The following is a 13,074-nucleotide window of genomic DNA, read 5'->3' on the forward strand; positions in this document are numbered from 1 at the left end:
AATCTCAGTATGAAACGCGCGTCTCTCATCGCAATGACCCTTCTCGCAGCTCTGAGCGCGCAGCACGGCGCCTGGGCTGTCGATTATCCGCTTCCCCCAGCCAACAGCCGTTTGATTGGCCAAAACCAATACTGGACGGTACAGGAAGGGGATCGCAACCTGCAGGCTATCGCCCGCCACTTCGACACGGCGGCGATGCTGATTCTTGAAGCCAACGATACGATTGCGCCGGTGCAGCCGAAGCCGGGCACACGGGTCTTAATCCCATCGCAGATGCTGCTGCCGGATGTCCCGCGTGAAGGCATTGTCGTCAACCTGGCCGAGCTGCGGCTGTACTATTTCCCGCCGGGGCAAAATCAGGTGCAGGTTTATCCGCTCGGCATTGGCCAGTTGGGGCTGGAAACGCCGGAGATGACCACCCGTGTCGGGCAGAAAATCCCTAACCCGACCTGGACGCCGACTGCCGGTATTCGCGCGCGCTCGCTGGAGAAGGGCATTAAGCTGCCGCCGGTGATCCCCGCCGGGCCCAATAACCCATTAGGCCGCTACGCGCTGCGACTGGCCTACGGTAACGGCGAGTATCTGATCCACGGCACTAATGCGCCTGATAGCGTCGGGCTACGGGTGAGTTCCGGCTGTATGCGAATGAACGCTGACGACATCAAGGCGCTGTTCAGCCAGGTGCGCGCCGGCACGCCGGTACGGATTATCAATCAGCCGGTGAAGTTCGCGGTAGAACCCGATGGTAAACGCTATGTAGAGGTCCACAGGCCGCTTTCGCAAACTGAAGGGGAAAATACCCGGACAATCTCTTACACGCTTCCTGCCGCGTTTCACGCCTTTTCTGACGATAAAGCGGTGGATGACCTGCAGCTGAAAAAAGCGCTGTCGCGAAGAGCGGGCTATCCGGTGGTGGTTTCTGAAGGGGCGGGCAGCGTGACGAGCGAGCTGTCAGCGCAGAATAGCCAGCAGAATGACACTAAACTGACGCAGTAGGGTAAAACAACAGGCAAAAAAAATGGCGCACAATGTGCGCCATTTTTATTACCAGAACTCTTACTTACGGTAAGAGTGAGCCTGGTTGTCCAGACGCTGGTTAGCGCGAGCTGCGTCGTCTTTAGCAGCCTGAACGTCAGAACGCATTGCGTTCACGTCGTTGCTCAGCTGGTCAACTTTAGCGTTCAGAGTCTGAACGTCAGAAGACAGCTGATCGATTTTAGCATTGCTGGAGCAACCAGCCAGCAGAGTAGAACCCAGGATTACCGCGCCCAGTACCAGTTTAGTACGATTCATTATTAATACCCTCTAGATTGAGTTAATCTCCATGTAGCGTTACAAGTATTACACAAACTTTTTTGGGATGAGAATATTTTTTTTACCCGAATGCACTTATTTTTGATCGTTCGCTCAAAGAAGCATCGAATTCGTAGATCTAGTTTAAAAAGCGCTGTGAAAACAGAAGGCTTCCATCGGATTCATCTTAGATAATCTCTTATTAAATAGTAAAATCCGATTTGCATTTTTATTAAGAACAGCTAGTGAATGAATAAAAAAAAGCGCCCCGACTGGAGCGCTTTAAAAAAAGATAAAATAACCTGTAAATTATTACAGCACGTGCACGGAGGCTGTGTTAGTGGTGCCGCTTGGAACCAGCGCGCCGGAAACCATCACAACTACGTCGCCTTTACGCGCCAGACCGCTCTGCAGCGCCAGCTCTTTACCCAGGTGGTAGAAATCATCAGTAGAGGCGATCTCTTTCACCAGCTGCGGTACTACGCCTTTGCTCAGGACTAACTGACGGGCGGTGGTTTCGTTGGTGGTTAACGCAAGGATAGTGGCGTCCGGGAAGTATTTACGCACGGCACGTGCGGATTTACCGCCCTGGGTGGCGACGACGATCAGCGGTGCTTCCAGTTTCTCAGCGGTTTCAACTGCGCCGCGGCAAACCGCTTCGGTGATGCGCAGTTTACGGTTGTCGTTGTTGTAATCCAGACGGCTGGTCATCACGCGGTCGGTACGCTCGCAGATGGTCGCCATAATGGTAACGGCTTCCAGCGGGTATTTACCTTTCGCGGATTCGCCGGACAGCATAACGGCATCGGTGCCGTCGAGGATGGCGTTAGCGACGTCGCCTGCTTCAGCGCGGGTCGGGCGCGGGTTTTTGATCATGGAATCCAGCATCTGGGTCGCGGTGATAACGACTTTGCGCGCGCGGATACATTTTTCGATGATCATCTTCTGCGCGAAGATAACTTCTTCAACCGGGATTTCAACGCCCATATCACCACGCGCAACCATGATGCCGTCGGATGCTTCGAGGATTTCGTCGAAGTTGTTCAGGCCTTCCTGGTTTTCGATTTTAGAGATGATCTGGATGTTTTCGCCGCCGTGCGCCTTCAGGTGCTCGCGGATTTCAACCACGTCAGAACGCTTACGGATAAAGGAAGCGGCTACGAAATCAACGCCTTGCTCACAACCGAAGATCAGGTCCTGCTTGTCTTTTTCAGCCAGCGCCGGCAGAGCGATAGAAACGCCCGGCAGGTTAACGCCTTTGTTCTCGCCGAGGTCGCCGTTGTTCAGCACTTTACAGATAACTTTGTTACCTTCGATCGCGGTCACTTCCATGCCGATCAGACCATCGTCGACCAGTACGGTGTTGCCGACGCTCAGATCGGTGGTGAAGCCTTCGTAGGTCACCGCAACGATTTCATTGTTGCCGACCACGGACTTGTCAGTGGTAAAGGTAAAGGTCTGGCCCGCTTTCAGGGAGACGTCGTTACCGCCTTCCAGCTTGATGGTGCGGATTTCCGGCCCTTTGGTGTCCAGCAGGATTGCGGCTTTCTTACCGGTTTTGTTCATCACATTGCGCAGGTTCTGGATGCGCTGACCGTGTTCCGCATAGTCGCCGTGAGAGAAGTTCAGACGCATGACGTTCATGCCCGCGTCCAGCATTTTGGTCAACATCTCTTCGGATTCGGTTTTCGGACCGATGGTGCAAACAATTTTGGTCTTTTTCATGACAGTCTTAGTCTTTAAGTTGTGAAGGATATGGAAATCTCGCTCCGGGGGCGCACTGCCGCGGAGTCAAACCTGTGTTACGAAAGTTGCAATGCCACGCTCTAAGGATAGGTGACAACAAAAGAGCGTGCAGAAGAATGTGTGCTGGCGGTTCAGCCCATGAAAAGTGGCAATGTTTTGTACGTTTTTTTGTGCAGTCCAATGCGCTGAAACCATTCAAGAAAGAATCGAGGCGCATTATACGCTGGCGAAACGAAAAAGGAAAATAAAAACGGTGTTTCATTTTTAGTGTGATTAATGTAACAAAATTCACACGATTCGCTCGCGAAGCTGCAACACATTTTTGCCGCAGCGGATCAGATTAAACGGCGTTTTATCACATTTACAAACCTATTAAAGGCAGTAAAACGCTTCATTGAGTGAAAAAAAATAGCGCAGTTTGCTTTATTATAAAATCGTATCAATAATGAATTGATTGATAATGATAATTTACGAGTCTTAATAATGGGAAATAAAGCGAAAGACGACGAACTCTATCAGGAAATGTGCCGCGTAGTGGGTAAGGTGGTATTGGAAATGCGCGATCTTGGTCAGGAGCCGAAACATATTGTTATTGCCGGTGTCGTACGCACCGCGCTGGCAAATAGCAAAATTGAACGTTCAGCGCTCACCCGCGAGGCGATGGAAAGGGTGATTCACGCGTTGTCGGGGCACTAAGCACCGCGCCCCGATATAAGTAATGCTTAAGAGATAACGAACCGAATCACCGCTTTTACCGCAATCTCGCAGTGGTGTGAAACCATTGCTTCGTCGTCGATTTCAGGCAGCGGATCGTCGAGATACAGGCTGCTAAAAGTATAAAAATTCGATACCTGATAGAAGCTAAAACTACTGATCAGCCGATGCACGTCGCGCGCCTGCAGACCGGCCTGGAAAATCCCCTGTTGCTGGCCGCGTTGCAGAATATCTTCGATAATCGACAGCGCGGTACGGTTCAGCGGTTTCAGCTCCCCGGAACCCTTCAACCACTTGCCGCGCTGCATGTTTTCCATACAGATAACTCGCATGTAGTCGGCGTGAGTGGCGTGATAGCGCACGCTCCATTTAACCAATTGCACCAGCGCCTCGACCGGTGGCAGGTGCTCCAGCCCCAGCTGTTGTTCCGTTTCACGGATCCGCGCATACACATGTTGCAGTACCGCCTGGTACAGCTGCTCTTTGCTCTTGAAGTAGTAGACCACCATGCGCTTGGTGGTTTGCGCCTCAATGGCGATCTGCTCCATACGCGCGCCGGGGAGGCCATATTCGGCAAACACGGTGATGGCGGCGGCAAAGATGCGCTCTTTCAGGGATTGTGCTTCATCATGAGCAACGAGGGACATAACGACTCCTTTTTCTATGGAGACAAAAAATACACATAATGATCACAATTTAGCAACCAAATCTGGCGCCTGTGAACCAAATGATACATAGTCAGTGCTCATGTCGAATGATGACCCGAGGACTCTTATGTTGCGTTCCATCGCTACCGTCTCGATATCCGGTACTTTACCCGAAAAGCTGCACGCTATCGCCGCGGCCGGTTATCAGGGCGTTGAAATCTTTGAAAACGATCTGCTCTATTATACGGGCACGCCGCGCGATATTCGCAACCTTGCCGCTGAATTAGGGCTAAAAATCACCCTTTTTCAACCCTTTCGCGATTTTGAGGGCGCCAGCCGCGCGCAGTTTGCCGCTAACCTACAGCGGGCGAAGCGGAAATTCGCCCTGATGCATGAACTGGGTTGCGACACCATGCTGCTCTGTAGCAACGTCCAGCCGGACTGTTCGGCCGATATCGAACTGCAGGTCGCCGACCTGCGCGCGCTGGCCGATCTCGCCGAGCAGGAGGGGGTTGTCATTGGCTACGAAGCGCTGGCGTGGGGTACTCACGTTAACCACTGGCGTCAGGCATGGGAACGGGTGCAGCGGGTTAACAGCCCGGCGATGGGCATCGTTCTTGATAGTTTCCATATTCTGTCGCTCGGTGATGATCTACAAGGCCTTGCCGAGGTGCCGGTTGAGAAAATCACCTTCCTGCAGCTGGCCGACGCGCCGTTGATGAAGATGGATGTCCTCGAATGGAGCCGTCATTTCCGCTGCTTCCCGGGCCAGGGGCAACTGCCGCTGGTGGATTTCGCCTGTGAACTGACGCGCTGCGGCTATCGCGGCCCCTGGTCGCTGGAGATTTTCAATGACGGCTTTCGCGCCTCACCCAACGGCGCCACGGCAAAAGATGGCTACCGTTCATTGCTGTGGCTCGAAGAGCAGACCCGTCGGCAGCTTGCGGATAGCGACGCGGCGTTATTTTCGCCACCTGCGCTACCGCACTATGACGGCCTGGAGTTTATTGAGTTCGCCGCCAGTCCGGCGGAGTCTACCGCGCTAGGCCAGCGCCTGACGCAGTTGGGCTTTAAGCTTCAGGGCAAGCATCGTTCCAAGCAGGTTGCACTCTGGCGTAATGGCGAGGCGCGGGTGATTGTTAACGCGCAGCCGCACAGCTGGGCCGACCATTTTCATCAGCGCCACGGCATCTCGTTGTGCGCAATGGCGCTGCGGGTGAGCCACAGCGCACCGGTTGTGGAGCGCGCCCGCGCCTACGGTTATGCCACCTGGCAGGGGGATGCCGGTCCTAATGAGAGTTCGATCCCGGCGGTTTGCGCCCCGGATGGCAGCCTGATCTACCTGGTTGAAACCGGTGACGACATCTACGCCCGCGATTTTCATTTGCAGGCAGACGCGCCGCGCGAGGACTACTGCGGTATTGACCATCTGGCGTTAGGCATGGAGGCCGATAGCCGCGACAACTGGATTATCTTTTTCCGTACGGTTTTCGGCTTCAGTCTCGAACACGAACAGACGTTGCCCGACCCATACGGCCTGGTGCGCAGCCTGGCGGTTCATAGCCCGCAGGGCGATATCCGTCTGGCGCTGAATATTTCGCAAAGTCGAGCCACGCAGATAGCGCGTTCGGTCGCCTGTTATCAGGGCGCCGGGCTACAGCACGCCGCTTTTGCCTGTCGCGATTTACCCGCAACGCTCGAAAATCTGCCGCAGGCCGCGCTGAACGCGCTACCGATCCCGGCGAATTACTATGAGGATCTGCTGGCGCGCTTCGGTGGAGAGTCGCAGGTAGAGACGCTGCAACGCCTGCAAATTCTCTACGACCGTGATACCCGCGGCGGCGAATTCCTCCATCTTTATACCCGTCCATTCGCGGCGGGGCGTTTCTTCTTCGAATTGACCGAACGGCGCGACGGTTACGCCCAGTACGGCGCGGTAAATGCCGCCGTCCGCCTTTCGGCGATGCAGTACAGTTAAACGTAGCAAATGGTTCACAACACAACATCGCAAACACAATAACAACATTCATCTGTACTCAAGACAGGAAACGACTATGAACTCTTATAGCCATAACCAGGCGACGGCGGCGGATACCGCGACCACCGCGCCTCGCTCCCGGCGGCGTATCGGGATCCTGGCGCTGCTGGCCGTCGGCACGATGATTAACTATCTCGACCGCACGGTGCTCGGTATCGCCGCGCCGAAACTGACCGCCGAGCTCGGCATTGATGCCGCCATCATGGGAATTGTCTTTTCGGCCTTTGCCTGGACCTACGCACTGGCGCAAATCCCCGGCGGTATTTTCCTCGATCGTTTCGGCAATAAGGTGACCTATTTCCTCTCATTGGCGCTGTGGTCGCTGTTCACCTTATTTCACGGTATGGCGATTGGCTTGAAAACGCTGTTGCTGTGTCGCTTCGGGCTTGGCGTCAGTGAAGCGCCCTGTTTTCCGGTCAACAGCAGGGTAGTGAGTACCTGGTTTCCACAGCAGGAGCGCGCGAAGGCCACGGCGGTCTACACCGTCGGTGAATATCTCGGGCTGGCCTGTTTCTCGCCGCTGCTGTTCTGGATTATGGGCAGCTTCGGCTGGCGTGCGCTGTTTATCAGCGTCGGGGTTGTTGGCATCCTGTTCGCGCTGGTCTGGTGGCGTTGCTACCGCGAACCCCATCAGGACAGCCGCCTGAGCGACAGTGAACGCGAACATATTCTTCGTGGCGGCGGACTGGCTAGCGCGCAGCAGCAGCAAAACGCTTTTAGCTGGCCGCTGGTGCGCCAGCTGTTGGCAAAACGACAGGTGATTGGCGCCAGCGTCGGTCAATTCGCCGGTAATACCGTGCTGGTCTTCTTTCTGACCTGGTTTCCAACGTACCTGGCGACCGAGCGCCACATGGCGTGGTTGAAAGTAGGCTTCTTCGCCATCTTGCCGTTTCTCGCCGCGGCGGGTGGCGTGCTGTTTGGCGGCTGGCTCTCCGACAAGCTGCTGAAAGCCACCGGTTCGGCCAATCTGGCGCGTAAGCTGCCTATCGTCGTCGGGCTGATGATGGCCAGCAGCATTATTTCCGCCAACTGGCTGCCGAGCGACCTGGCGGTGATCCTGATGATGTCATTTGCCTTCTTTGGCCAGGGAATGGTCGGCCTAGGCTGGACATTAATTTCCGATATCGCGCCGCAGGGGATGGGCGGGATAACCGCCGGCATCTTTAATTTCTGCACCAATCTGGCGGGGATCCTCACGCCGCTGATTATCGGTTTTATCGTTGCCGCTTCCGGTAGTTTTTTCTACGCGCTGGTCTATATCGGCGGCGCGGCGTTGCTTGGCGTAGTGGCCTATCTGTTTATTCTTGGCGATGTCAAACGCATCGAACTTTCGCAGTAACAACAGGAGTAGGGCATGATCATTAGTGGTCATACGCGGCTGATAGCGCATCTTGGTTATCCGACCGCCAGTTTTAAAGCGCCGATGATTTATAACCCATGGCTGGCCCATTGCGAGGCGGACGTTAAAGTGGTGCCGATGGGGGTGAAGCCGGAGGATTACGCGGCGCTGGTGCCAGCGCTGTTTTCCATGACTAACATCGTCGGCGCGCTGGTCACCATGCCGCATAAAATGGCTACCTGCGGGCTGGTAGACCAACTGAGCCCGACGGCGGCAATCGCCGGCGCCTGCAATGCCATCCGCCGCGAAGCCGACGGCAGCCTGCGCGGCGATATGTTCGATGGCGAAGGCTTTGTGCTGGGGATTAAGCGCAAGGGCTTTCAACCACAAGGGGCGCGGGCGCAGGTGTTCGGCTGCGGCGGCGTCGGCTCGGCGATTGCCGCATCGCTGGCGGCCGCAGGGGTTAGTACCTTGACGCTGTTCGATACCTCTTTATCCGCCGCCGAGGCGCTGGCGCAGCGGCTGCATCAGCACTATCCGCGTCTGGAGATCGTTCTGATGCAGCGCGATCCCGCCGCGCAGGATCTGGTGGTCAACGCCACGCCGCTGGGCATGAAAGCGGATGATCCGCTACCGCTGGACGTTTCGCGCCTGTCGCCGCGTACCTGGGTCGGCGAAGTGGTGATGAGCGTTGAATATACTCCGCTACTGCGGGCGGCGCAGGCGCTGGGGTGTCCGATTCAGCGCGGTACCGATATGCTGTTCGAAATGATTCCGGCCTATCTCGAGTTCTTCCAGCTGCCGGTGGCGACGCCGGAACAGCTGCGCGAACGGGCGGAAATTCGCTACTGAATCAACAAAAAAGGCGTTATCCTGGCGCTATATTTTCATCTTTATAGCGATTCGTGTGATGACCCCTTCATTGACGCTGCTGGCGGCGGGAAGCCTGAAAAGCGCTTTCCTCCCGCTGCTGGCGCGATTTCAGCAGCTTAGCGGCATTCAGGTCGAGGCGCAGTTTGGCCCGGCCGGCCTGCTGCGCGAACGCATTGAAGGCGGCGAACGCTGCTCGCTGTTCGCCTGTGCGAATACCGAACACCCTCAGGCGCTGCTGCAAGCCGGGCTTGCGATAAAATGCTGTTCGTTTGCCGCTAACCGACTGATGCTGACCGTGCGCCGCACGCCTGATACCGATCGCGCTGACTGGCTGGCGTTACTGCACGATTCTCGGCTGCGGCTGGCGACCTCGACGCCGGGCTGCGATCCTTCCGGTGATTACACCTGGCAGCTTTTTGCCCGTCTTGAGGCCAGCTATCCGGGCCTCGGACGGACGTTGATGGCCCGGGCGCAACAGCTGGTCGGCGGTCGGGCGTCGCTCACTGTACCGTCGGGCGCTACCGCAGGGGCATGGCTAATTGGCGAAGACTTTGCCGATCTGTTTATCGGCTACGCCCACTATGCGGTTCAGATTACGGAGAGCGCGCAGTTTCGCACGTTACTCATTCCCGAGCCGTGGAATATTCGCTGCGAATATCAGCTGGCAGAAATTGAGGAGAGCGCCGCCGCGCGGCAGCTACGGCGCTTTATCACCGCTGAGGAAGGGCAGAATTTTCTGCGCGCGGCAGGTTTTTTGGCCGTTAACGATGGATCGTAAACTGCGGCGCCAGTAACGGCACCGCGCTACCGGGATGGTCGATTTTGTGGACCGGCAGCCCGTAGGCGCGCCGCAGGTTTGTCTCGCTGAGCACCGCGAACGACTCTCCCGCCAGCCATTCGCCGCCGGGCAACAGCAGCAGGGTATGGCTGGCGACCTGCAGGGCGTGAGTCGGATCATGGGTGGTGAACATCACGGTGCGCTTCTGCCGATGAGCAAGGTCGCTAATCAGCTGTAACACAATCTGTTGATTGGCCAGATCCAGCGCTGAGCAGGGTTCGTCTAACAGGATATTCTGACTCTCACTGACCAGCGCGCGGGCAATGAGCGCCAACTGCTGCTGTCCGCCGGACAGGGCGCGAAAAAGCCGATTGGCCAGCGCGGCGATCCCCAACTGCGCCAGCGCCTGTTGAACCTCCCGTTCATCTTCCGGCCCCGGCTGCGCGAACAGATCGACGTGGCGGGCGCGCCCCATCAGTACTACATCGCGTACCTGCCAGCCGAATGCCGGACGAAACGACTGCGGCACGATGGCGATGCCGCCTTCTACGCTAAACTTTCCGCCGAGCGGCGGCAGAACGCCGGTCAGGGTATCCAGTAGCGTGCTTTTGCCGCGACCATTGGCGCCCAGTATCGCCCAGATTTGCCCGTGACGGCACTGCATTGATAGTGGGGAGAAGAGCGGCTGACGATGGCCATAGCGCAGGGTGTCCAGTGATAATGAAATGTTCATTGGGCCACTCCGCGGCGTTGGGACCGAATGAGTAAAAGGGTAAACAGCGGCGCGCCGAGCAGGGCGGTAATAATGCCAATCGGAATCTCCGCCTGGGTTAAGGTGCGCGCCAGGTCGTCCACCACCACCATAAACGCGCCGCCGAGCCAGAATGCCGTTGGCAGCAGTCGGCGGTGATCGGCACCAACCAGCAGTCGCGCCAGGTGCGGAATCACCAGCCCGACCCAGGCGATGCTGCCGCTGACCGCGACCTGGGCGGCGACCAGCACCGCGCAGCAAACCAACACTCCGCGGCGCAATGTGGTCACCGAAACGCCAAGACCGCGCGCATCTTTATCATCCAGCGCCAGCAGGTTGATACGCCAGCGCAGCTTTAGCAGGATAGCGGCGGCGACGGCGACCGGCAGCGCCATGGACAGCACTTTATGCCAGTTAGCGGTGGCAAAGCTGCCGAGCAGCCAGAAAACGATATTCGGCAGGGTTTCTTCCGTGTCGGCAAGGTACTGCATCAGGCTGACCAGCGCGGCAAAGAAACCGCTGAGAATAATGCCGGAAAGGATCAGCGCTAGCGTGTTTTCACGCCCTTGCAGCCTGGCAATCAGATAAACCAACGCCAGCGCGGCGAGGCCGAAGAAGAAGGTACACCCCATCATCGATATGATGTCAAAACCCAGCAGGATCGCCAGTGTGCCGCCGAAGGCGGAGCCGGAGGTCACGCCGATGATATGCGGGTCGACCAGCGGGTTGTGGAATACGCCTTGTAAAGTCGCGCCGCATAGCCCCAGCGAGCCGCCGGCCAACAGCGCCATCGCTACCCTGGGAAGCCTGACTGACCAGACTATCTGCCCGGCGATGCCGCTATCGGGCGCGCCATGCGTAAGCTCATGAAAGACCTCATTCAGGCTGAGGTGGTACTGCCCCAGGCATAGCGAAGCGATAGCGATAAACAACGTCGCCGCCGTTAGCCCGCCGTGCAGCAGGGGCCAGTGAAGGTTACTGCGCATTCGGCGTCCATTTCACGCGGTAGAAGCGTTGATAGTAATCCTGCGCTTTCGCATCGACATCGACGTTCCGGTAGCGGGAAGGATAGAGCTTTTTCGCCATCCACAGTTCGCCTATCGCCAGCGCTTCCGGCATTGGGTAGCCCCAGGCCTTGGCGTATTCCGGCATCAGCCATACCCGGTGGTTTTTCACCGCGTCTATCGCTTGCCATTGCGGGTCGTTTTCAATCTGTTTGACCACCTGCGGATAGCGGTCCTGGACGAAGATCACCTCAGGGTTCCACTGCAGAACCTGTTCCACCGAGACCTGACGGGCACCCTTAACCGTCGCGGCCGCAACGTTCAGCGCCCCGGCATGCTTCATCATCAGACCGGTATATTTGCCGGAGCCGTAAGTGTTGAGATCTGGATTGGCCATATACACGCGCACCCGCTGGCTGTCAGGGATACCGGCGACCGGAGCGTTAGCTTCTGCCCGCGCCGCAAAGGTGTAATCAATCAGCGCTTCGGCCTGGTTTTGGCGTTCGACGACTTCGCCAATCAGGCGGATCCCCTGTTTAAGCCCGTCGTTATAGGCCTGCTCTTCATTGGCCATTGTCGGGTTCATTTTGTTTTTCTCGCCCGCCGCGTCCTGACGCAGGGATATCGCGACGACCGGAACCCCGGCGTTTTGGATCTGCTGGATCATCGCCTGCGGCGCGTAATTGGCGACGAACACCACCTGCGGATGCAGCGCCAGCAGGCTTTCGATATTGACCTGAGTTAAATCGCCCGGCGTCGGCAGATTTTCAATAGCGGGCATAAAGCGGACAAACTGCGGCCCGAGCTGTTTTTTCCAACTGCTTAACACGCCGACGATATCGTCGCCGGCATTCAACTGGACCAGGAGATTTAGCGTCTGGTGCTGCAGGACGACCGCGCGGGTGATGTGGTCCGGCAGCGTAACCTGGCGGCCCAGTTGGTCGGTGACGGTGCGGTCGGCAAAGGCCTGGCTGGTGAACAGGCTGGCGCTGAACAACGTTAGCGCCAAAAGTAAACGGTGTGGTGACATGGATTAACCCGGTTGGATAAGAATAAGCGATATATATTAAATTATATAGCGATACCGGGAACAAAGCATCCACATCTTGCGTATCGAGCGGCTTTGACCTACGGTAAATCCACCACCAATCCATTCATGCGCCGTTATGTCTTATCCATCCCGCTTATTAAGTGATATCCCCGGTATTCGTTACGCTTTTCTCGATGTGCACGAAACCGCCGCTTTTCCGTACAGCGAAATGGCGCCGGTTAAGCTGGTGCACGGCAATGTTGTTCATCATTATCAGGGGCCGCAGGCAGAGCGGCCGCATGCCGATGCTGTATTTACGGCTCTGCGTGGGCAAAAGGTCGGCGTCGTCACCGCCGACTGTTTACCGCTGTTAATGGCCTCGCGGGATGGGCGCTATGTTTGCAGCGTGCATGCCGGCTGGCGAGGAGCGGCCAGCGGCATTATCGAAAACAGCCTGGCGCTATTTCGCCAGCATCAGGTGGCGATAGAAGATGTTGTGGTGGTCTGCGGGCCGCATATTCACGCCTGCTGCTATGAGGTTTCGGCCGAGTTTTATCAGTTGCTGTTGACCATGCCGGCGGGCAAGCTGGCAAAACGGTACAATGACGAGCTGTTTCATCAGCGCCTCGCCCCGCCAGAAACCGGGCAAGCGCAGGCGACCGGGAACGATAATCTGTGGTTCGATCTCCGCGCGCTGGCGCAGCGGGTGCTGCAACAGGCCGGGGTGGCGGTGGAAAATACCGAATGGCTGGGAAGCTGTACCTACTGCACGCCGCAGGCGCTCGGCTCCTACCGTCGGCGCACCCATTTTCCGGCGGCGAAAACCTTCCAATATTCATGGATTATGCGCGAATGAGATAA

The 13,074-nt window shown here is 56.9% G+C and carries 14 protein-coding genes and 1 pseudogene; 8 read left to right on the forward strand and 7 right to left on the reverse strand.

The genetic code is table 11. The features are described from left to right. The first annotated feature begins 9 nt into the window (after positions 1-9). Entirely contained in the window at positions 10-996 is a 987-nt protein-coding gene (ldtE, locus tag EAE_RS17455) for a L,D-transpeptidase LdtE (RefSeq protein WP_015705133.1), read from the forward strand. Positions 997-1,056: 60 nt separating this feature from the next. Here ldtE and EAE_RS17460 read toward each other — a convergent pair whose 3' ends face one another. From EAE_RS17460 to ynhH, 3 genes and pseudogenes are all read right to left on the reverse strand, one after another. Beyond that, positions 1,057-1,293, reverse strand: a complete 237-nt coding sequence (locus EAE_RS17460) for a major outer membrane lipoprotein (RefSeq protein ID WP_002908860.1) — start codon at positions 1,291-1,293, stop codon at positions 1,057-1,059. 312 nt (positions 1,294-1,605) lie between these two features. After that, entirely contained in the window at positions 1,606-3,018 is a 1,413-nt protein-coding gene (gene pykF, locus EAE_RS17465) for a pyruvate kinase PykF (RefSeq protein WP_015705134.1), read from the reverse strand. Between the two features lie 7 nt (positions 3,019-3,025). Further along, a pseudogene (ynhH, locus tag EAE_RS25600) lies at positions 3,026-3,160 on the reverse strand (protein YnhH); the annotation flags it as partial. On the opposite strand from ynhH, the gene EAE_RS17470 reads away from it, so the two are divergent. Both EAE_RS17470 and fumD read left to right on the forward strand, forming a co-directional pair. Next, positions 3,156-3,287 (forward strand): hypothetical protein, encoded by a 132-nt coding sequence (locus EAE_RS17470; RefSeq protein WP_164926772.1) that lies wholly within the window; start codon positions 3,156-3,158, stop codon positions 3,285-3,287. The pseudogene ynhH and the gene EAE_RS17470 overlap by 5 nt on opposite strands. 235 nt (positions 3,288-3,522) lie before the next feature. Next, positions 3,523-3,735 (forward strand): fumarate hydratase FumD, encoded by a 213-nt coding sequence (gene fumD / locus EAE_RS17475; protein ID WP_015367006.1) that lies wholly within the window; start codon positions 3,523-3,525, stop codon positions 3,733-3,735. 26 nt (positions 3,736-3,761) lie between these two features. On the opposite strand, the gene EAE_RS17480 is transcribed toward fumD, so the two are convergent. Then, positions 3,762-4,400 (reverse strand): TetR family transcriptional regulator, encoded by a 639-nt coding sequence (locus EAE_RS17480; protein WP_015367005.1) that lies wholly within the window; start codon positions 4,398-4,400, stop codon positions 3,762-3,764. Between the two features lie 127 nt (positions 4,401-4,527). Here EAE_RS17480 and EAE_RS17485 point away from each other — a divergent pair, with 127 nt between their 5' ends. From EAE_RS17485 to EAE_RS17500, 4 genes are all read left to right on the forward strand, one after another. Next, positions 4,528-6,378: a bifunctional sugar phosphate isomerase/epimerase/4-hydroxyphenylpyruvate dioxygenase family protein gene (locus EAE_RS17485; protein WP_015705135.1), complete on the forward strand. Its 1,851-nt coding sequence runs from the start codon at positions 4,528-4,530 to the stop codon at positions 6,376-6,378. A gap of 76 nt (positions 6,379-6,454) precedes the next feature. Beyond that, positions 6,455-7,777, forward strand: coding sequence for an MFS transporter (locus EAE_RS17490; protein WP_015367003.1), 1,323 nt, complete (start codon positions 6,455-6,457; stop codon positions 7,775-7,777). Positions 7,778-7,792: 15 nt separating this feature from the next. Further along, a complete protein-coding gene (locus tag EAE_RS17495; RefSeq protein WP_015367002.1) occupies positions 7,793-8,629 on the forward strand; it encodes a shikimate dehydrogenase family protein in 837 nt (278 codons plus the stop codon). 58 nt (positions 8,630-8,687) lie between these two features. Next, on the forward strand, positions 8,688-9,428 hold the full coding sequence (locus EAE_RS17500) for a substrate-binding domain-containing protein (protein ID WP_015705136.1): 741 nt from the start codon (positions 8,688-8,690) through the stop codon (positions 9,426-9,428). Here the strand turns inward: EAE_RS17500 and EAE_RS17505 are convergent. Genes EAE_RS17505 through EAE_RS17515 form a run of 3 tightly spaced genes read right to left on the reverse strand, consistent with a single transcriptional unit; the run spans position 9,412 to position 12,213 of the window. Next, positions 9,412-10,161 carry an ABC transporter ATP-binding protein gene (locus EAE_RS17505; protein WP_015705137.1) on the reverse strand — a complete coding sequence of 250 codons (750 nt, stop codon included), beginning with the start codon at positions 10,159-10,161 and terminating at the stop codon, positions 9,412-9,414. The genes EAE_RS17500 and EAE_RS17505 overlap by 17 nt on opposite strands. Then, on the reverse strand, positions 10,158-11,165 hold the full coding sequence (locus EAE_RS17510) for a FecCD family ABC transporter permease (protein WP_015705138.1): 1,008 nt from the start codon (positions 11,163-11,165) through the stop codon (positions 10,158-10,160). The genes EAE_RS17505 and EAE_RS17510 overlap by 4 nt, the downstream gene beginning before the upstream one ends. After that, entirely contained in the window at positions 11,155-12,213 is a 1,059-nt protein-coding gene (locus tag EAE_RS17515; protein WP_015705139.1) for an ABC transporter substrate-binding protein, read from the reverse strand. Before EAE_RS17515 ends, EAE_RS17510 begins: the two co-directional genes overlap by 11 nt. A gap of 136 nt (positions 12,214-12,349) precedes the next feature. Between EAE_RS17515 and EAE_RS17520 the strand changes: the two genes are divergently transcribed. Continuing rightward, the gene (locus EAE_RS17520; RefSeq protein ID WP_015705140.1) at positions 12,350-13,069 is read left to right on the forward strand and encodes a purine nucleoside phosphorylase YfiH/LACC1 family protein; all 720 of its coding nucleotides are present in this window, start codon (positions 12,350-12,352) and stop codon (positions 13,067-13,069) included. The last annotated feature ends 5 nt before the right edge of the window (positions 13,070-13,074 follow it).

The organism is Klebsiella aerogenes KCTC 2190, from assembly GCF_000215745.1.
GTDB classification, from domain to species: Bacteria; Pseudomonadota; Gammaproteobacteria; order Enterobacterales; family Enterobacteriaceae; genus Klebsiella; species Klebsiella aerogenes.